We start from the raw sequence: 18,913 nt of genomic DNA, 5'->3' as shown, positions 1-18,913 counted from the left end.
GCGGGCCGCACACGACGCGGGACGCCGGCGGCCGCATCGGCGCTACTCGATGCCGTAGAAGCCGCGCTCGAACACCTGGCGGGCCAGTCGCGTCAACCGCAGGTAGTCCTCTTCGAGCTGCGACGCGGAGTAGCGCGGGTACTCCATCAGTCGCGCGACGCCCTCCAGCGAGCGCCGGTCGCTCGGCAGCACGTCGGCGGTCTTCGCCGTCCACAGGGTCATCGCCGAGCGGGCGCGCGAGGCGATCAGCCAGGCGTCGCGCAGCCGGGCCGCATCGGAGGCCGTCACCAGCTCCGCCTCGACGGCCGCCGCCAGCGCACCGAGAGTCGACGTCGTGCGCAGTTCCGGCACGCGAGCGGCGTGCTGCAGCTGCAGGAGCTGCACGAACCACTCCACATCGCTCAGCGATCCGCGGCCGAGCTTCAGGTGACGCGCCGGATCAGCCCCCTGCGGCAGCCGCTCCGCCTCGACCCGGGCCTTGATGCGCTTCACCTCGCGGACATCCGCGTCGGAGATCTGCTCCGGGTAGCGCACCTCGTCGGCCAGCGCTTCGAACTCGGCGATCAGCTCGGGGTCGCCGACGGCGCCGCGCGCCCTCAGGAGCGCCTGCGCCTCCCAGGTGAGCGACCAGCGCTCGTAGTACTTGCGGTACGAGTCGAGGGACCGCACGACCGGACCGTTCTTGCCCTCGGGCCGCAGGTCGATGTCGAGATCCAGAGGAAGCCGCAGATCCTGGCTCAGCTGCGACAGCTCACGCACGATGCCCTCGGCGCGCTTCTGCGCCTCCTCGGACTCGATGCCGGCTGGGCGGTAGACGTACAGGATGTCGGCGTCGCTGCTGAAGCCGAGCTCCTGCCCGCCGTAGCGTCCCATGGCGATGATCGCGAACTCGATGCCGTCGCCGTAGCGGTGCGCGACGCCGAGCATGCCGGTCAGGATCGCATCCGTCACGTCGCTCAGCGCCCGGCCGAGCTCCTCGACGGAGATCACTCCGAGCACGCCGGCGAGGGCCAGCCGCAGCACCTCACGTCGGCGCGCGATGTGCAGCGCCGACTTCGCGCCCTCGACGTCGTCGCGGTGCCGCGACACGATCGCCGCGGACTCCTCCAGGAGCGCCTCTCGGGGGCGTGGACGCAGCTCCTCGTCCTTCTCCAGCCAGGCGGCCGCCTCGGGGATCCGCTCGAACAGCCCGCCGATGAACCGCGAGCTCGACAGCGCGTGCGTCAGCCGTTCGGCCGCACCGGAGGAGTCGCGCAGCATGCGGAGATACCAGTACGCCTCCCCCAGCTGCTCGCTGAGGTTGCGGAAGGTCAGCAGGCCGTAGTCGGGGTCGGCGCCGTCGGAGAACCACTGCAGCATGACCGGCAGCAGGGTGCGCTGGATCGCCGCGCGACGCGAGACGCCGCCGCTCAGCGCCGCGATGTGCCGCAGCGCGCCCTCGGGGTCGACGAAGCCGATCGCCGCGAGTCGGGCGGTCGCCTGCTCGCTCGTGAGCGAGGTGCCCTCGTCCGGGAGGGACGCCACCGCTTCGAGCAGCGGACGATAGAACAGGCGCTCATGCAGCGACCGCACCGAGGTCTTGATCTTCTGCCACTGGCCGAGCAGATCCTTCGCCGAGGTGCCGAGTCCCGCGGCCCGGGCGAGCACGCGCAGCACGCCCTCGTCGCGCGGCATGAGGTGGGTGCGCCGCAGACGGGACAGCTGGATGCGGTGCTCCACCACCCGGAGGAAGCGGTAGTCGCGCGAGAACTCGGCCGCTTCGACGCGCCCGATGTAGCCGCGCTCGGACAGCTCGCGAAGCGCCCCGAGCGTCGAGCGGTCGCGCACGTGGTCGTCGTTGGCGCCGTGCACGAGCTGCAGCAGCTGCACCGTGAACTCGATGTCGCGCAGTCCGCCCGGACCGAGCTTGAGCTGAACATCGACCTCGTCGCGCGGGATGTGCGCGGTGACCCGCTCCCGCATCTTCTGCACAGACTCGACGAATCCGTCGCGCGAGGCGCTCGTCCAGACCAGGGGGCGAATGCAGTCGAGGTAGCGTTCGCCGAGTCCGGGATCACCGGCCAGCGGACGTGCCTTCAGGAGCGCCTGGAACTCCCAGTTCTTCGCCCAGCGCTCGTAGTACGCCAGATGGGACTCGACGGTGCGCACCAGGGCGCCGTCCTTGCCCTCGGGGCGCAGGTTGGCGTCCACCTCCCAGAGCATCGGCTCGAGCGCGAGATCCTGGATCCCGCGCATCGTCTCGGCGGCGAGGAAGGTGGCGATCTCGACCGCGCGGCCGTCCGCGAGCTGCTCGCTGTCGACGCTCTCGCCGACGAAGATCACGTCGACATCGCTCAGGTAGTTGAGCTCACGCGCCCCCGACTTGCCCATCCCGATGATCGCCAGCCGGGTCAGCTCGATCTGCTCGGACGGAAAACGCGAGGACCGCCGCGCCACCGCGAGCGAGGCATCGAGCGCTGCGCCGGCGAGGTCCGCGAGCGACGCCGCGACCCGGTCGACGACGCTGAGCGCGTCCCCCTGGTCGAGGTCCCAAGCCGCCAGCCGAACGAGTTCGCGACGGTAGGCGAGCCGCAGCGCGTTCCAGCCGTCCTCCCCCACCAGCCCATCGGTCGCCGACACGATCGCGGCGCGCGCCTGCTCAGGGCTGAGCAGCTCCGTCAGAGGGTCGAGCAGCGCATCCAGCTGCTCCGGATGGCGCACCAGGAAGTCGAACAGGCCCTCGGAGGCGCCCGCGAGCAGCAGCAGGCGCCGGCGCGCATCGGCGTCGTCGAGTACCCGCGCCAGCTTCTCCGGCGCACGCTCGTGCAGGGTCAGCACGCCGCGAAGCGCCAGGTCGGAGTCGGCGCTGACGGAGAACGAGTCCGCGAGCCCCGACGGCAGCCCCTCCAGCGCGTCGTGAGCCCAGCCCAGCTCGACGAATCCGAGTCGGGCGAGGTGAGTCAGGGTCAGCGTGGCACGCGTCATCGCAGCTCCGTCGCCGCCGCATGGGCGGCGTCCGTCAGAGAATCTCCAGGTTGTTCTGCAGCTCGTAGGGCGTGACCTGGGCCCGGTAGCCGGCCCAGTCGCGACGCTTGTTGAGCAGCACGAACTCGAAGACCTGCTCGCCGAGGGTCTCGGCCACCAGCTCGCTCTTCTCCATCAGCCGCACCGCGTGGTCGAGGCTCGCCGGAAGCGACTCGTAGCCGAGCGCACGACGCTCGGTGTTGGTCATGTTCCACACGTCGCCGTCGGCCTCGGCCGGAAGCTCGTAGCCCTGTTCGATGCCCTTGAGCCCGGCCGCCAGCATCAGCGAATAGGCGAGATACGGGTTCGCGGCCGAGTCGATGCCGCGGTACTCGACGCGCGCGCTCTGCCCCTTGCCGGGCTTGTACATCGGCACGCGCACCAGCGCGGAGCGGTTGTTGTGACCCCAGGTGACGTAGCTGGGAGCCTCGTCTCCGCCCCACAGCCGCTTGTACGAGTTGACGAACTGGTTCGTCACCGCCGTGATCTCCGGAGCGTGGCGGAGCAGTCCGGCGATGAACTGCTTGCCGATGGTGGAGAGCTGGTACTGCCCGCTCGGGTCGAAGAACGCGTTCGTGTCGCCCTCGAACAGCGACATGTGGGTGTGCATGCCCGAACCCGGCTGGCCGACGATGGGCTTCGGCATGAAGGTCGCGTAGACGCCCTGGTCGATCGCCACCTCCTTGACCACCGTGCGGAAGGTCTGGATGTTGTCGGCCATGGTGAGCGCATCCGCGTAGCGGAGGTCGATCTCGTTCTGGCCGGGGCCCGCCTCGTGGTGGCTGAACTCGACCGAGATGCCGAGGTCCTCCAGCATGCGCACGGAGGCGCGACGGAAGTCGTGCGCGGTGCCGCCGGGAACGTTGTCGAAGTAGCCCGCCGAGTCGACGGGGACCGGCTGGCCGTTCTCGAGCTTGTTCGACTTCAGGAGGTAGAACTCGATCTCCGGATGCGTGTAGAACGTGAAGCCGCGATCGGCCGCCGTGGCGAGCGTGCGCTTGAGCACGTTGCGCGGGTCGGCGACGGCGGGCTGCCCGTCGGGGGTCCGGATGTCGCAGAACATGCGCGCCGTGGGGTCGACTTCACCGCGCCACGGAAGGATCTGGAAGGTCGTGGGGTCGGGGTGCGCGAGCACATCGGCCTCGTAGGAGCGCGTGAGTCCCTCGATGGCCGAGCCGTCGAATCCGACGCCCTCGCTGAAGGCGCCCTCCACCTCGGCGGGGGCGAGTGCGACCGACTTCAGGGTCCCGACGACGTCGGTGAACCACAGCCTCACAAACTTCACGCCTCGCTCTTCGATGGTGCGGAGAACGAAGTCACGCTGCTTGTCCATGCAGGCCCCTTTCTTGCTCGTCACTAGGCTATCGGTATGCCCCGCCTCCGACTGGCCTTGGCCCAGACCAACCCGATTGTCGGAGACTTTTCCGGCAACATCGCGCACATCCTCGACGCGGCGCGCAGCGCTTGGGCCGACGGCGCCGACATCCTGATCACCGGGGAGATGGCGCTCAGCGGCTACCCGATCGAGGATCTCGCCCAGGAGCCCAGCTTCCTGCGCGAGGCGAGCGCCGCCGTGGAGACGCTGGCCGCCCGACTCGTCGAGGAAGGGCTCGGCGAGCTCATCGTCGTCGTCGGACACCCGGACGGCCCGCACGCCCCGCGCACGCTCGGCACCTCCAACGCGCCGACCGCGATCGCGCAGAACTGCGCGAGCGTGCTGCGAGCACGGCGTCGCCCAGGCCCGCTACGTGAAGCACCACCTGCCGAACTACTCGGTGTTCGACGAGTACCGCATCTTCATCCCCGGCGATGAGCTGCTGGTGATGCGCATCCGCGATGTCGATGTCGCGCTCGTCATCTGCGAGGACCTGTGGCGCGACGGCGGCCCGGTGAGCCGGGTGCTGGATGCCGACGCCGGACTGCTGCTGGTGATCAACGCGAGCCCCTTCGAGCGCGACAAGAACGAGGTGCGACTCCCCCTCGTCACCCGCCGGGCCGTCGAGACAGAGACGGTCGTCGCGTACGCCAACATCGTCGGCGGCCAGGACGATCTGGTCTTCGACGGCGACAGCGTCGTCGTCGACGAACGGGGCGAGATCCTTGGCCGCGCCCCGCAGTTCGACGAGCATCTGCTCATCGTGGATGTGGAGCCGAACGCCGCGACCGATCCGGTGGAGGTCGATCACGTCGCCCGGGTCGAGCTGACCGCCCGCACCGCGACCGAGGCGCCGTGCGCGCCCGACATCGCCGAGCTGCCCGCCGACCACGAGCAGCTCTGGAACGCGCTCGTGCTGGGCCTTCGCGACTACGTGGAGAAGAACGGCTTCCGCAGCGTCGTGCTCGGACTTTCGGGCGGCATCGATTCGAGCGTCTGCGCGGCCCTCGCCGCCGACGCGATCGGCGGCGACCGCGTGTACGGCGTGAGCATGCCGAGCCGGTACAGCTCCGAGCACTCGAAGGGCGATGCCGAAGACCTCGCCGAGCGGATCGGACTGCACTACTCGGTCGAGCCCATCGGCGAACTGGTCCACCCGATCGAAACCCAGCTGGGTCTGACCGGGACCGCCGCCGAGAACGTGCAGGCGCGCATCCGCGGCATCATCCTGATGGCCGAGTCGAACATGCACGGCCACCTCGTGCTGACCACCGGCAACAAGACGGAGCTCGCGGTCGGCTATTCGACGATCTACGGCGACTCGGCGGGCGGCTTCGCTCCGATCAAGGACGTCCCCAAGCTGCTGGTCTGGGAGCTGGCGCGCTGGCGGAACGAGCACGCGCGCACTCTGGGGCAAGCGGAGCCGATCCCCGCCAACTCGATCGAGAAGCCGCCGAGCGCGGAGCTGCGCCCCGACCAGACCGACCAGGACACGCTCCCGCCCTATGAGGTGCTCGACGCGATCCTCGAGCTGTACGTGAGCGAGCGCCTCGGCCGTCGCGATGTGGTGGCGCGCGGCTTCGACGCCGAGACGGTGGAGTTCGTGGCGAACCTGGTCGACCGCTCCGAGTGGAAGCGCCGGCAGGGCGCGATCGGACCGAAGATCTCCGGGATGGCCTTCGGCCGCGACCGGCGGCTCCCGATCACCTCCCGCCCGGCCGGGTGACGGCGCGCCCGGCGAGCGGCGCGGCGCTCACCCTAGACTGACGGCATGGCAGACGCGGTCGTCAAAAAGGTTCGGACTCGGCATTTCCAGAATGCCAAGGAACAGGGCATCAAGATCACCGGCCTCACGAGCTACGACGTGCTCACCGCGGGGATCTTCGACCGCGCCGGGATCGACTTCCTGCTCGTCGGCGACTCCGCCGGCAACACCGTCCTCGGCTACGACACCACGATCCCGGTCACGATCGACGAGCTGATCCCCCTGACGCGCGGCGTGGTGAGCGCCGTGAAGCGCGCCTTCGTCATCGCCGACATGCCGTTCGGCTCCTACGAGACCGGCGCCGACGAGGCGCTGCACACGGCGTTCCGCTTCATGAAGGAGACCGGGGCCCACGCCGTCAAGCTGGAGGGCGGCGAGCGAAGCGCCGAGCAGATCCGCCGCATCGTCTCGGCGGGCATCCCGGTGATGGCGCACATCGGCTTCACCCCGCAGAGCGAGCACCAGCTCGGCGGGCACGTGATCCAGGGGCGCGGCGACCGCGCCGATCAGCTCCTCGCCGACGCGCACGCGGTCGAGGCCGCGGGCGCGTTCGCGGTGGTGCTCGAGATGGTTCCCTCCGCGGTGGCGGCCCGGATCACGAAGGAGCTCTCGATCCCGACGATCAGCGTCGGCGCCGGCCCGCACACCGACGGGCAGCTGCTGGTCTGGACCGACTGGGCGGGCCTCACCACCGGGCGCATCCCCAAGTTCGTCAAGCAGTACGCCAACGTGGCCGAGGTGCTCACGGATGCCGCGACCGCCTACATCTCCGACGTGACGACGGGCGCCTACCCGGCACCCGAGCACGAGTACGACGAGTAGCTAGGACTCGTCGCCCTCCTCCTCCGCGGCCCACTGCCGCGCGCGCTCCCGCGCGATCTCGGGCGCTCGTTCCGCCTCCGCGCGGCTCGCGTACGGACCATCGCGGTCCGAGCCGAGCGACTGCGGCCCTTCCTCGACTTCGCCGGTCCTGTGGTTGTACCACCACTGCGTCGTGTGCTCCGTCATGCCCCGACCCTACGCCGAGTGGGGGCGCGCGCGAAGAGCCGCGGGGCCTTCGGCGCCGCCGAGCGGGAGGGTCTCGCCCGGTAGACTCACGGAATGCCTCGGGACAGTGCCGGACACCTCATCCCGGGAACGACCTCTCCGGAGCGACCCGTCCCGCGGCACATCCCCCGCCCGGAGTACGTCGGCAAGCCGGGCCCGCAGGCCTTCACCGGCTCGGACGTCTACAGCCCCTCCGAGATCGAGCGCATCCGCACCAGCGGACGCATCGCGGCGCAGGCCGTGGAGGCGGTCGGAGCCGCGATCCGCCCCGGCGTCACGACCGACGAGCTCGACCGGGTCGCGCACGACTTCCTCGTCGCCCACGACGCCTACCCCTCGACGCTCGGCTACCGCGGATTCCCCAAGTCGTGCTGCACCTCGATCAATGAGGTCATCTGCCACGGGATCCCCGACGACACGGTCCTGGTCGACGGCGACATCATCAACATCGACATCACCGCGTTCCACGACGGAATGCACGGCGACCTGAACAAGACCTTCCTCGTCGGCGACGTCGCACCCGAGACGGTCGACCTCGTCGAGCGGACGCGGGAGGCGCTGAACCGGGGCATCAAGGCGGTCGCCCCCGGGCGCCCCGTCAACGTGATCGGGCGCGCAATCGAGAGCTACGCCAAGCGCTTCGGCTACGGAGTGGTGCGCGACTTCACCGGCCACGGCGTCGGCGCGGCCTTCCACTCGGGGCTCATCATTCCGCACTACGACGCGGCACCGGCGCACGCCGAGCTGATCGAGGTCGGCATGGTCTTCACAATCGAGCCGATGCTGACCCTGGGAACCGTCATGCAGCCCGGCCGCACCGACTGGGACGAGTGGGCCGACGAGTGGACGATCGTCACGCGCGACCGCGCGCTGACCGCCCAATTCGAGCACACCCTGGTCGTGACCGAGCGCGGCGCCGACATCCTCACCCTGCCCTAGAAAGGCGATCACCTCATGAGCACTCTCGCAATCGGCGTCGACATCGGCGGCACCGGGATCAAGGGCGCCCTCGTCGACGTCGAGACCGGCGAGCTCGTCAGCTCGCGCGAGAAGATCGCGACGCCGCGGGGCGGTCGTCCCGACGACATCCTCGCCGCAACCGTGGAACTGGTGTCCCGCTTCGGCGAGTCAGCGGATGGCGTCCCGATCGGCGTGACGTTCCCCGCGGTGGTCCGCAACGGACGCACCATGACGGCCGCCAACGTCTCCGACGAGTGGGTCGGGCTGAAGGCCGAGGAGCTGTTCGAGAAGGCGCTCGGCCGCGACATCCACTTCGTCAACGACGCCGACGCCGCCGGCTACGCCGAGGCCCGCTACGGCGCCGCGAAGGGAGTCGAGGGGCTGGTCATCCTGACCACCCTCGGCACCGGCATCGGCAGCGCGTTCCTCTACAACGGCGAACTCGTTCCGAACACGGAGCTCGGACACCTGGAGATCGACGGCCGTGAGGCGGAGAAGCGCGCCTCGAACGCGGTCCGCGAGAAGCGGAAGCTGAGCTGGAAGAACTGGGCGAAGCGGCTGACCCGCTTCTACGACCGCGTCGAGTTCCTGTTCTCCCCCGAGCTGTTCATCGTCGGCGGCGGCGTGAGCAAGCAGCACGAGGAGTTCCTGCCGCTGATCAAGATCGACACCCCGCTGGTGCCCGCGACGCTGCGCAACAACGCGGGCATCCTCGGCGCGGCCGCTCTCGCGGCCAAGCCGCACGCCGCGAGACGCTAGACGCGGCGGAGGTTGCCGAGCGCCGGGCAGTTGAACGGGTCGCGCGCGTGCAGGCCGACCCGGTTCATGTACTGGATCACGTTGGCGTACGCGCGCCCGACCGTCTGCTCGGTGTAGTCGATCCCCTCGACGCGGCAGTGCTCGCGCACCATCGCGCGCGCCCGCGCCAGGTGCGGACGGGCCATGCTCGGGAACAGGTGGTGCTCGACCTGGTGGTTGAGGCCGCCGAAGAGGACGGTCGCCCAGGTGCCGCCGATGATGTTGCGCGAGGTCAGCACCTGCTTGCGCAGGAAGTCGAGCTTCGTGCCAGCCGGGATGACCGGCATGCCGATGTGGTTGGGGGCGAACGCCGCACCCATGTAGAAGCCGAACACGGCGAGCTGCACGCCGAGGAACGCGAACGCCATTCCGAGCGGGAGCACGAGGAACACGGCCGCGACGACGGCGGCGAGGCGGGCGACGATCAGGGTGATCTCGAGCCAGCGACGGTCGACCTTGCCTCGGCCGAAGATGTGGCTGATCGAGTGCACGTGCAGGTTGACGCCCTCGAAGGTGAGCAGCGGGAAGAACAGGTAGCCCTGGCGACGGACGATCGCCGCGCGCCAGCCGCGCGTCGCGGCGGCATCCTCGTCGTAGAACGAGACCGTGTCGGCGTCGATGTCGGGGTCGCGACCGATCTGGTTCGGGTTGCCGTGGTGGCGGGTGTGCTTCGTCATCCACCACGAGTAGCTGAGTCCGGCGACTCCGCTCGCGAGAATGCGGCCGAGGCGGTCGTTCGCCTTGCCCGACTCGAAGACCTGGCGGTGCGATGCCTCGTGGCCTAGGAACGCGAACTGGGTGAACACGATGCCGAGCGCCGCCGCGATGAGCAGTTGGAACCAGCTGTCGCCGAGCAGGATGAAGCCGGCGATGCATCCGCCGAGCGCCAGCACGAGCGTGCCGAGAAGACTCATATAGAAGACGCGGCTGCGCTGGAGCAGCCCCTCCTGGCGAATCAACGCGAGAAGCGCGGTGTAGGTGCTCGTGGGGTTGACGCGGTTCGGGTCACGACGCGATGTCGCACGCACCGGTCCAAGGGTGGATGTGTTCGTCATAGCTGGCCTTCGCAAGTCGACTTCGACTTCTCAGCCGCCGGAGTGAGCGTGTGCTCTCAGATGCTTGATGTTATCCCGCCCGCCTGCCGATCCCCCGAGAATCGGGTCACTGTCGCCAATCGTTTACGACACCGTGATAAATCCGACATGAAATGTGACTGTCCCTCCGCACGTTCGTGCACTAGCGTTGCAGTCGAAGTTGTTGTGTTGCGCAGGATGTGCAGGCAGTGAGGCGCCGTCGGTGCCGTGCCGCCTTCATGAACGCGGAAGAAGAACACCGCGACGGACGGACGCGAAGTACGCGACCGGCAGTTCATGAAGGAAGTCACTATGCCCACCGGCACCGTGAAGTGGTTCAACGCCGAAAAGGGATTCGGGTTCATTACCCCCGATGACGGCAGCCAGGACCTGTTCGCCCACTACTCCGCGATCGAGGCCAAGGGATACCGCAGCCTCGAAGAGGGTCAGCGCGTCGAGTTCGACGTCGCACAGGGCCCCAAGGGGCCCCAGGCCTCGGCCATCAAGCTGGCCTGAGTCTCGCACTCACTCTGAAAAGCGTCGCCCGGTTCGCCGGGCGGCGCTTTTTGCTTGTCCGGCGATCGAATCCGCTTCTCATGCGATTCATAGCCGACGAATAGCCATCGCGCTCATTCTGGTTCCCACGAGGTCATCCCGGAACCGAGGAGTGAGATGAGCACCATGCACGCGGACACCGCCGCGCCGCGGACTCTCGTCGCGAAGAACCGAGAGGTTCTCGCCGACGAGCTCTCCCGGCGAACCGCGCGACGCGCCGCCGTTGCCGACGCGCTCGAGGTTGCCGCCTGGAGCTCCGGCGCGATCGCCGCCGCGCTCGCCCTCGCCTCCGGTGTGCTCTCCGAGGTGACCGACCTCGGCTCCGCCCTCACCGCCGCCGGCATCCTCACCGGACTCATCGCGACCGACCTCGTGCTGGTCATGCTCGTGCTGGCCGCCCGCATTCCGCTGCTGGACCGCGCTATGGGCCATGACCGCGCGATCGCCCTGCACGGGCGCCTCGGCAAGCCCGCGCTCTACCTCCTGCTCGCCCACGCGGTGTTCCTGACGGTCGGCTACGCCGTCGCCGACGGCACCGACGTCGTGAGCGAGACGCTGCTGCTGTTCTCGATCACGGACATGCCCTTGGCCTACCTGGGGCTCGGCCTGCTCATCGCCGTGGTCGTGACCTCGGTCATCGCAGTGCGTCGTCATCTGCCGCGCGAGCTGTGGCACGGCGTGCACCTGCTGAGCTACGCCGCGGTGCTCGCCGCGCTCCCCCACGAGCTCAGCCTCGGCGGCATCCTCATGGAGGGAACCTGGCAGCGGGTGTACTGGATCAGCCTGACCGTCATCGCGTTCGGCAGCATCCTGGTCTTCCGCGTCGCCGTGCCCCTCGTTCGCTCGCTGCGTCACCGCCTCGTGGTCGACCGGATCGAGTGGATCGCCCACGATGTCGCCTCGATCTGGCTCCGCGGGCGAGGCATCTCACGTCTCGCCGCGCACGGCGGGCAGTTCTTCACCTGGCGGTTCTGGACGGGACAGACCTGGTGGCATGCGCACCCGATCTCGCTGTCGGCCGCTCCCGCCGGCGACCGCCTGCGCATCACGGTGCGCGTGCTCGGCGCGGGGACGCGACGGCTGACCGCCGTTCCGGTCGGAACCCGCGTCAGCTTCGCTGGCCCGTACGGGCTGTTCCGCGACGCCGCCCGCACGACCCCGCGGCTCGCGATCGCCGCCGCCGGCATCGGAATCACCCCGGCTCGCGCACTGCTCGAAGGCGCCTCGACCACCCCCGGGGACGCGACGGTGCTGCTGCGCGCCTCCACCAGCGACGGTCTGTACCTGCTCGACGAAGTCGTCGACCTCGCCACCGAGCGCGGGGCCGCCGTGTACACCTCGGTCGGCACGCGGGATCCGAACGGCTGGCTCGCCGCCCGAGATGTCGCGCGCGGCGTGACCATCCGCTCGATATTCCCCGACCTTCTCGAGTCGGATCTGTTCATCTGCGGCCCCGACGCCTGGTCGGAGGCCGTGGAGCGCGACGCGCTCGCGGCGGGCGTGCCGGCCCGGCGCATCCACGTGGAGAGGTTCGCCTCATGAGCGCCCGTGCGCGAGCGATCGGAAGCCTCGTCTCGCTCGGATTTCTCAGCATCGGATGGCAGCTCGGCGTCGCCGAGCCGCTGGACACCGCGACCACCTCGACCACGACCGACAGCGCGTCGGACGGGACGGCCGACGCCCCCACCGATGCGGGTGCCTCCGCGGACGCCGAGACGGGCAGCGCCAGGCTGAGCGAGGGCACGTTCACCGGGAGCGTCGAGTCGACGCGCTGGGGCGATGTCCAGGTCGCGGTGACGATCAGCGGCGGCCAGATCACCGAGGTCGCGACGCTGCAGTCCCCCGATGCCGACAGCCGCTCGGTCCAGCTCGCGGCGAACGCGACCCCGATTCTCGCCTCCGAGGTGATCAGCGCCCAGTCGAGCGCCGTCTCGACCGTCAGCGGCGCGACCTTCACGAGCGAGGCCTACCTCAGCTCGGTGCAGGCGGCCCTCGACGAGGCGGCCCTCTCGTGAGCCGCCATGTGATCCGGACCATGGGCACGGTCAGTTCGCTCGAACTCGTCACCGAGGATCAGCTCGCGGCGGCCAGCGTCGCCCGCGTGCTGAACTCCGCCGATGCGCGGTTCAGCCTGTATCGCCCCGACTCGGAGCTCTCCGCCGTCGCCCGGGGGCTCCCCCTCGTCGAGGCCTCGGCGGAGGTGCTCGCCGCGTACGCCCTCGCCCTCGACTGGCGGCGGCGCACCGAGGGCCAGTTCACCGCGCATCGCCCCGACGGGGTGCTCGATCTCTCGGGCATCGTGAAGTCGTGGGCGATGGCGGCCGCGGGCGATGCGCTGCGCGACCGCGGGGCCGCGAACTGGTGCCTGAACGTCGGCGGTGACGTGCTCACCGAGGGCGTCGACCACGAGGGCCGCCCGTGGGTCGTCGGGATCGCGGACCCGGAGGATCGCGGACGACTGCTGACCTCCGTGTCGCTCGATGACGACCGTCGCGCGATCGCGACGAGCGGTTCGACCGAGCGCGGCGACCACATCTGGGGAGCCCGCGCTCTCGACGAGAACGGATTCCGGCAGGTCACCGTGATCGCACCCGACATCGTGACCGCGGACGTGCTGGCGACCGCGATCGTGGCGGGCGGACGCGACTACCTCGACGAGGCCACGTCGCGCTTTCCGATCGAGGTGCTCACCGTCGACCGCGCCGGCGAGCTGCTGATCACCCCGGGGATGCGCGAGGCGATGCACGCTGCCGCGTGAGGTGAACGGGTCGACCGATACGCCGGGTTCTGTCGTCGCCCCGAAAGGCGCCGGACGGCCATCTATCTCGGACGTGCGTTGCCGCACATCTCCAGCGGTCTACCCGGGAACTCGGCGAGCCGCCTCAACGTTCCCTGTCTGACCTTGCTCCAGGCGAGGTTTACCCAGCGAGCCCGATCACTCGGGCTCCTGGTGGTCTCTTACACCACCGTTTCACCCTTACCGCGGCCGAAGCCGAGGCGGTCTGCTTTCTGTTGCACTTTCTCGCGGATTGCTCCGGGTGGGTGTTACCCACCGCCCTGCTCTGTGGAGCCCGGACGTTCCTCGGCAGTCGTCCCGAAGGACTCCTGACGCGACCGTCTGGTCGGCCCGTTCACTGGGTCAAGGTTACCGCTACCGACGGAAGTCGCGACGCGTGTCCATCGCCTCGTTCGCGAGCTTGTCCGCGCGCGAGTTCTCGGCACGCGGAATCCACTCGAAGGCGACCGGAGTTCCCGTGAGCACCTGGCGCGCCTCCGCGGCGAGCGTCGCCATGTCGGGGTGCTTGATCTTCCACCGCCCGGACATCTGCTCGACGACGAGCTTCGAGTCCATGCGCACCCGCAGCACCGCCTCCGGGTCCAGCTCAATCGCTGCCCGCACGCCCGCGATCATGCCCTTGTACTCGGCGACGTTGTTGCTCGCGACGCCCACGTACAGCCCCAGCTCGGTCAGGACCTCGCCGGTGGCGGCATCGAGCACGAGCGCGCCGCTGCCCGCCTGACCGGGGTTGCCGCGCGATCCCCCGTCGGCCTCGACGATGAGCTCGCGTGCCGCTCCGTCGGTGCTCGTCACAGGCCGGACTCCGCAGTGCGGACCAGCACGGCATTCGAATCCGGGCACAGCAGCACCGCGTCCGGCGCGGCCGCGCGCACGGCGCCGAGGTCGGTGGAGTTGAGCGCGACACCGCTCGCACTCGACACGCCCGCGCGAAGCAGCGAGGCGCCCACGCCGTAGCGCGCGCGCTGCTTCTCATAGAGGGCGAGCAGCTCGGCGGGCACCTTGCCGGCGACCGTCGCGCGGTTGGCCTCGGCGTGGCGGCGATCCGCCGCGAGCACCTCGAGGGCCGCATCGCGCGCCGCGATCGCCGCGGCGATGCGCTCATCCAGCTCGGTGAGCTCGGCACGCGTGGCCGCCAGCTCCGCGTCGCGGGCCTCCACCGTCTCCATCACGGCCAGCTCGATGTCCTCCAGGTCGGACTTCCGCACGGCCAGCGCGGCGAGCTCCTGCTCGAAGGCCTGGATGTCCTTCACGGAGCTGCTCGACTGCAGCCGCTCGCGATCGCGCATGATCCGCGCGTCGACGACCTCGACGTCCGATTCGGTGCGTCGAAGCTCGAGGCGCGCATCCTCGACCGCGCCCGTCTGCTCGACGAGTCGCCGCTGCAGGGCCTCACGACCCGCCGTGAGCTCGGTGACGACACCGGCCTCCGGCAACGTCAATGCGCGATGCGCCAACTGCGCGAGCTTGGTATCAAGCGCCTGCAGATCAAGCAGCAGAGCCTGATCCTCGGGTGCAGCCGTCAACGCCATGGTTTCTCCTTCATCACACGATCGCAAAGTCCCAGGGATCGGTGCGCAGTTCGCTCACGAGCACCTCCACCGTCGGGAGCGCGGCGCGCAGTTGCGCCGCCGCAGTATCAAGCCACAACCACTCGCTCGCCCAGTGCGAGACATCCAGCAGGGCCGGGCCGCCGCGCAGCCGCGAGCTCTCCCGCGCCTCGGAAGCCGGGTGGTGGCGCAGATCGCTCGTGATGTAGACGTCAGCCGCCCGCACCTGAGGATCCGAGAGCAGGGAGTCGCCGGCGCCGGCGCACAGGGCAACCGTCTCGATCGTGCGGTCGAAGTCGCCCGCGGCACGAACGCCCTGCGCGGTCGCGGGCAGCACGTCCGCGAGCGCACGCGCGAGTGCGCCGAGTGTCATCGGCTGGGCCAGCCGGCCGACCCGGCCGAGACCCAGATCCGCATCGGCCGCTGACGGCACGATCGGGCGCGACTCCACCAGGCCAAGGCGTCCGGCCAGGACGGCCGAGGTGCCGCGATCGACGATGTCGGCGTTGGTGTGGGCGGCGATCAGCGCGCATCCGCCGCGAATCAGTCGCGACACGACGGCGCCCTTGTAGGTGTCTTCGGCGACCGTCGTGACACCGCGCAGGAACAGCGGGTGATGGACGAGCAGCAGCTGGGCGCCCGATTCGACGGCCTCGGCTGCCGTGTCGACGACCGCGTCGACGGCGAGAAGGATGCGCGTGACCTCGGTTGCGGGGTCGCCGGCCAGGAGTCCCGGCGCATCCCAGCCCTCAGCGGAGCCGATCGGCCAGAGCGTCTCGACGACATCCGTGACATCAGCGAGGGTGGGAGGCATCCCCCCAGTCTACGAGTGCCGGTCAGGCGCCGGCGCCGCCGCGCGGGGTGCTCACCGCGCCGGTGTGGATCACCGAATCGGTGGCGACGCTGCGCTCCTGGCGACGCACCGACGGCAGCGCGGTCGCGAGCGTCGCAACCAGTCCCAGCGCGAGCGCGGCGAAGACGCCGACGTTGCTGCTGGCCCAGAGGTCGGTCGCCGAGATGCCGAGCGGCGCGAACAGGAAGCCCTGCCATGACAGGCCCGCGACGTCGGCCGAGGTGAAGCCCCAGCCGATCGCCGTCGCCGCCACGAGGATCGCCACGTTGCCCCAGCGCACGTCGGGGTAGTGGCGGCCGCGCTCGAGCAGCGAGGAGGCGTCGAGACGCGTGCTGCGGAACATCATCTCGGCCGCCAGGATCCCGACCCACGCCGCGACGGGGACGGCGATCGTGATGATCAGCTCGAACAGGATCTCTCCCGGCTCGAGCGCGACGAAGGCCAGAACCCCGGCTACCGCGGCAACCAGGACGACGGCGACGATCGCCGTCGACGTGCGCGGCGCGCGGACCCCCAGCGACTGGATCGCGAACCCGGCCGAGTAGGTGGCGAGGGTCGCGCCCGAGATCAGCCCGATTCCCAGCGCGAGCACGAGCGGCACCGGGTACCAGAGCGGAAGCAGCGAGGCGAGCGCGCCGACCGGGTCGAGGATCAGCGCCGCGCCGAGCTCCGGGCCGGACGCCGCGAGCAGCGCCCCCCAGGCGATCAGCGCGAACGGGGGCAGGGTCGCGCCGAGCGAGCTCGACACCATCGCGGAGCCGCCCCAGCCATCGGGACGCTGATAGCGCGCAACGTCGCCCGAGGACTGCGCCCAGGCGAGCCCGACCACGCTGAACACGAGCGCCGCACCCGGCACCACCAGCAGCCAGGAGCCGTCGCCGTTGGTCAGCGCCGTGCCGAAGTCGAGTTGGGGCGCGGTCAGAACCACCACGCCGAGGATGAGCAGCAGCGAGGCGACCGTCGACACGAGCTGGACCAGCGCGAGCAGGCCGTACCCGATGACGGCGACGGTCGCGATCAGGATCACGCCGACGATGATGCCGAGGAAGGTCCCCAGTTCGACCCCGAGACCGGGATCCAGACCCGCGAGGTCGACGATGTGGGCGGAGCTAGCCGCGAAGAGCCAGAGCAGCGCTCCGCCCCAGAAGACGCGGGTGGCGAGAGCGAGGGCGGCCGGGACGAGGTTGCCCAGGTGGCCGAACACGGCACGGGAGACGACCATCACCGGCTGTCCCGTCCACTTGCCCGCCAGGGTTCCGAATCCGAGCGGAATCCACGAGACCGCGACCCCGGTGAGCGCCGCCACGATCGCCTGACGCAGACTCATGCCGGACGCGGCCAGGATCGCACCGACCGCGATCGAGATGACCGAGGCGTTGGGAGCGAACCAAAGCCAGAACAGCCGCACCGAGCGACCCGCACGCCGATCGAGCGGCGTCGGCTCGATCCCGGTCGCCTCGATCTCCCGGGCACGCGGCATCCGACGCGCCTGCGCCGCCAGCAGCGGGTCATCGTCGGCGACGCGCTGCACGGCGATCGGCTCCGAGGGCGGTGCCAGAACGTCGGCGACTCCGGCCGCGCCGACCGAGATCGGAACGGAGCCGGTCAGCCGATCGACCTCGTCGACCACGTCGTCGTTCTCGAGGTCGAGGTCGAAGTCCTGGCCCACCGGGGCCAGCGGGGGCACGAACGCGCGCGGCACCGTGCGGTCATCGAAGTCGTGCGACACGGGCTCGAGGGACGCCGACCGCGGCTCGCTCGGCTCCGGCGCGGGCACGACCGCGTCGCCGCCGGGAACGTAGGGCGGCAGGTCTGCCGGCTCGATTCCGATGGGCGGGGGCATCGAGCTGAAGTCGAGCAGCGGAGGCAGCTCCGCGCCCTCGTCGGGGTGCACCGGCTCGGCCGGGACGGGCTCGACCGGCACGGGCTCGGCCGGGACCGGCTCGGCCGGCATCGGCTCGGCGAGCACGGGTTCGGCGAGCTCCGGGTCGCGCACGATCGCCTCGGGGTCCGGCGGCGGCAGCGACGGACGGAGCGTCGGCACCTCTCCCGAGGTGGGGAACGCGGGCGGCTCGACGAGCACCGGGGGCGCCTCAGCCGGCGGGGCGAACCGCGACGAGGGGGACTCCGACTCCGACGGCTGATCGTCCGCGGACCGCTGCTCGCCGTCCGGGGCCGGCTCGGGCTCCGGGGCGGCCTCGCCCTGCTCGACCGGGGATTCGTCCAGAAGGCCCGAGATGCCCGGCAGCGTGACCGCGCCCGTGGCGAGCGCCTCCTGCCAGGCACGGAACGCATCCGGGTCCTCCTCGCGCAGTCGAAGCTGCTGCTCGAGGATCTCGATCGCGGCCAGCGTCGAGCTCTCCCCCATCACCGTGTCGAGGTCGCTCTCGTCACCCGCGACGGGCGGCGTCGGCGCCGGCTCCGGCTCGACCAGCTCGACGGGCTCCTCGGCGATCGGGATGTCGTGGAACGAATTCGGGTCGGGCTCCGCCAGGTCCGGGTCGGGCTCGAACGAATCCGGCTCCTCTGAGAACGAGTCGGGCTCCTCATCGAACGGACGCGGCGCAGCCGGCGCGGGTTCGAACGGTGCGACCTCGGGCTCGGGCTCGAATTCGGACTCCTCGGGCTCGGCCGCGCCCCGCTCCGGCTCGACAACGACCGGGTCGGACTCGAACGCGACCGGCTCCGGCTCCGGCTCGGGCTCGAAATCCGGGAGGGGCAGATACTCCTCGTCGGCCGGTTCGGGCGCGCCCTGCGCATCCGACGCATCCGGCAGATCCGAACCATCCGACGCATCCGACGCATCCGGGATCACGGGTGCATGCGACTCCGAGGGGATCACCGACACCGGGGCGGTGTACGTCGAGAACTGCGCCGCAAGCGCCTCGGCGATCGCGTCGTCGTCGGTGAGCTCCGGCTGCTCCGGCTGTGTCGGCTCGGACTCCGGCTCGGACTCCAGCTCGGCGTCGCGCGCGCTCTGCTCGTCCGCGGCCGGCGGCGGCGGGGGCGTCGTGGCGGCCGTCTCCACGTCACGCGGCAACGGCGTGAACGTGGATCGGCGCTTGCCTGTCGGCGCGGCGTCGTCCACGGAGTCGGGCTCCGCGTCACCATTGCCGAATGGAGCGTCGGTCATAGGA

17 protein-coding genes and 1 other RNA gene are annotated in these 18,913 nt (G+C 70.3%); 9 read left to right on the top strand and 9 right to left on the bottom strand.

Features of this window, described 5'->3' with window-relative positions; translation table 11 throughout:
* Window positions 1-42: 42 nt before the first annotated feature.
* Both AC0L6Y_RS05365 and AC0L6Y_RS05360 read right to left on the bottom strand, forming a co-directional pair.
* A complete protein-coding gene (locus AC0L6Y_RS05365; RefSeq protein ID WP_473557157.1) occupies window positions 43-2,964 on the bottom strand; it encodes a bifunctional [glutamine synthetase] adenylyltransferase/[glutamine synthetase]-adenylyl-L-tyrosine phosphorylase in 2,922 nt (973 codons plus the stop codon).
* A gap of 34 nt (window positions 2,965-2,998) precedes the next feature.
* The gene (locus AC0L6Y_RS05360; protein ID WP_473557152.1) at window positions 2,999-4,336 is read right to left on the bottom strand and encodes a glutamine synthetase family protein; all 1,338 of its coding nucleotides are present in this window, start codon (window positions 4,334-4,336) and stop codon (window positions 2,999-3,001) included.
* 36 nt (window positions 4,337-4,372) lie between these two features.
* On the opposite strand from AC0L6Y_RS05360, the gene AC0L6Y_RS05355 reads away from it, so the two are divergent.
* Genes AC0L6Y_RS05355 through panB form a run of 3 tightly spaced genes read left to right on the top strand, consistent with a single transcriptional unit; the run spans window position 4,373 to window position 6,965 of the window.
* Window positions 4,373-4,816 (top strand): nitrilase-related carbon-nitrogen hydrolase, encoded by a 444-nt coding sequence (locus tag AC0L6Y_RS05355; RefSeq protein ID WP_473557146.1) that lies wholly within the window; start codon window positions 4,373-4,375, stop codon window positions 4,814-4,816.
* Window positions 4,752-6,104, top strand: coding sequence for an NAD+ synthase (locus AC0L6Y_RS05350; protein ID WP_473557142.1), 1,353 nt, complete (start codon window positions 4,752-4,754; stop codon window positions 6,102-6,104). The genes AC0L6Y_RS05355 and AC0L6Y_RS05350 overlap by 65 nt, the downstream gene beginning before the upstream one ends.
* A 45-nt stretch (window positions 6,105-6,149) precedes the next feature.
* Entirely contained in the window at window positions 6,150-6,965 is an 816-nt protein-coding gene (gene panB, locus AC0L6Y_RS05345; RefSeq protein ID WP_473557139.1) for a 3-methyl-2-oxobutanoate hydroxymethyltransferase, read from the top strand.
* On the opposite strand, the gene AC0L6Y_RS05340 is transcribed toward panB, so the two are convergent.
* Window positions 6,966-7,151, bottom strand: coding sequence for a methionine aminopeptidase (locus AC0L6Y_RS05340; protein ID WP_473557136.1), 186 nt, complete (start codon window positions 7,149-7,151; stop codon window positions 6,966-6,968).
* A gap of 93 nt (window positions 7,152-7,244) precedes the next feature.
* Between AC0L6Y_RS05340 and map the strand changes: the two genes are divergently transcribed.
* Both map and ppgK read left to right on the top strand, forming a co-directional pair.
* Complete coding sequence (map, locus tag AC0L6Y_RS05335; RefSeq protein WP_473557133.1) at window positions 7,245-8,129, top strand: type I methionyl aminopeptidase; 885 nt, start codon at window positions 7,245-7,247, stop codon at window positions 8,127-8,129.
* A 15-nt stretch (window positions 8,130-8,144) separates the two neighbouring features.
* Window positions 8,145-8,909 carry a polyphosphate--glucose phosphotransferase gene (gene ppgK, locus AC0L6Y_RS05330; protein WP_473557127.1) on the top strand — a complete coding sequence of 255 codons (765 nt, stop codon included), beginning with the start codon at window positions 8,145-8,147 and terminating at the stop codon, window positions 8,907-8,909.
* Here the strand turns inward: ppgK and AC0L6Y_RS05325 are convergent.
* Entirely contained in the window at window positions 8,906-10,003 is a 1,098-nt protein-coding gene (locus AC0L6Y_RS05325) for a fatty acid desaturase family protein (protein WP_473557121.1), read from the bottom strand. The two genes, ppgK and AC0L6Y_RS05325, sit on opposite strands and share 4 nt — an antisense overlap.
* A 330-nt stretch (window positions 10,004-10,333) precedes the next feature.
* Here AC0L6Y_RS05325 and AC0L6Y_RS05320 point away from each other — a divergent pair, with 330 nt between their 5' ends.
* The 4 genes from AC0L6Y_RS05320 (at window position 10,334) to AC0L6Y_RS05305 (ending at window position 13,334) form a co-directional block, all read left to right on the top strand.
* Window positions 10,334-10,537, top strand: coding sequence for a cold-shock protein (locus AC0L6Y_RS05320; RefSeq protein ID WP_294180555.1), 204 nt, complete (start codon window positions 10,334-10,336; stop codon window positions 10,535-10,537).
* Window positions 10,538-10,693: 156 nt separating this feature from the next.
* Window positions 10,694-12,118, top strand: coding sequence for a ferredoxin reductase family protein (locus AC0L6Y_RS05315; RefSeq protein WP_473557116.1), 1,425 nt, complete (start codon window positions 10,694-10,696; stop codon window positions 12,116-12,118).
* Complete coding sequence (locus tag AC0L6Y_RS05310) at window positions 12,115-12,591, top strand: FMN-binding protein (RefSeq protein ID WP_473557111.1); 477 nt, start codon at window positions 12,115-12,117, stop codon at window positions 12,589-12,591. The genes AC0L6Y_RS05315 and AC0L6Y_RS05310 overlap by 4 nt, the downstream gene beginning before the upstream one ends.
* Window positions 12,588-13,334: an FAD:protein FMN transferase gene (locus AC0L6Y_RS05305; RefSeq protein ID WP_473557106.1), complete on the top strand. Its 747-nt coding sequence runs from the start codon at window positions 12,588-12,590 to the stop codon at window positions 13,332-13,334. Before AC0L6Y_RS05310 ends, AC0L6Y_RS05305 begins: the two co-directional genes overlap by 4 nt.
* Before the next feature lie 2 nt (window positions 13,335-13,336).
* Here the strand turns inward: AC0L6Y_RS05305 and rnpB are convergent.
* From rnpB to AC0L6Y_RS05280, 5 genes are all read right to left on the bottom strand, one after another.
* An RNA gene (rnpB, locus tag AC0L6Y_RS05300) (RNase P RNA component class A) lies at window positions 13,337-13,706 on the bottom strand.
* 21 nt (window positions 13,707-13,727) lie between these two features.
* Window positions 13,728-14,168: a reverse transcriptase-like protein gene (locus AC0L6Y_RS05295; RefSeq protein ID WP_473557105.1), complete on the bottom strand. Its 441-nt coding sequence runs from the start codon at window positions 14,166-14,168 to the stop codon at window positions 13,728-13,730.
* Window positions 14,165-14,905, bottom strand: a complete 741-nt coding sequence (locus tag AC0L6Y_RS05290) for a zinc ribbon domain-containing protein (RefSeq protein WP_473557099.1) — start codon at window positions 14,903-14,905, stop codon at window positions 14,165-14,167. The genes AC0L6Y_RS05295 and AC0L6Y_RS05290 overlap by 4 nt, the downstream gene beginning before the upstream one ends.
* Before the next feature lie 13 nt (window positions 14,906-14,918).
* Entirely contained in the window at window positions 14,919-15,737 is an 819-nt protein-coding gene (locus AC0L6Y_RS05285; RefSeq protein ID WP_473557096.1) for a Nif3-like dinuclear metal center hexameric protein, read from the bottom strand.
* Window positions 15,738-15,759: 22 nt separating this feature from the next.
* Complete coding sequence (locus tag AC0L6Y_RS05280; protein WP_473557091.1) at window positions 15,760-18,909, bottom strand: purine-cytosine permease family protein; 3,150 nt, start codon at window positions 18,907-18,909, stop codon at window positions 15,760-15,762.
* Between the last annotated feature and the right edge of the window lie 4 nt (window positions 18,910-18,913).

The organism is Pseudolysinimonas sp. 10J20-29 (genome assembly GCF_055809595.1).
The sequence above is the reverse complement of the archived record's forward strand: the minus strand, read 5'-3'. Positions and strand labels throughout refer to the sequence as shown.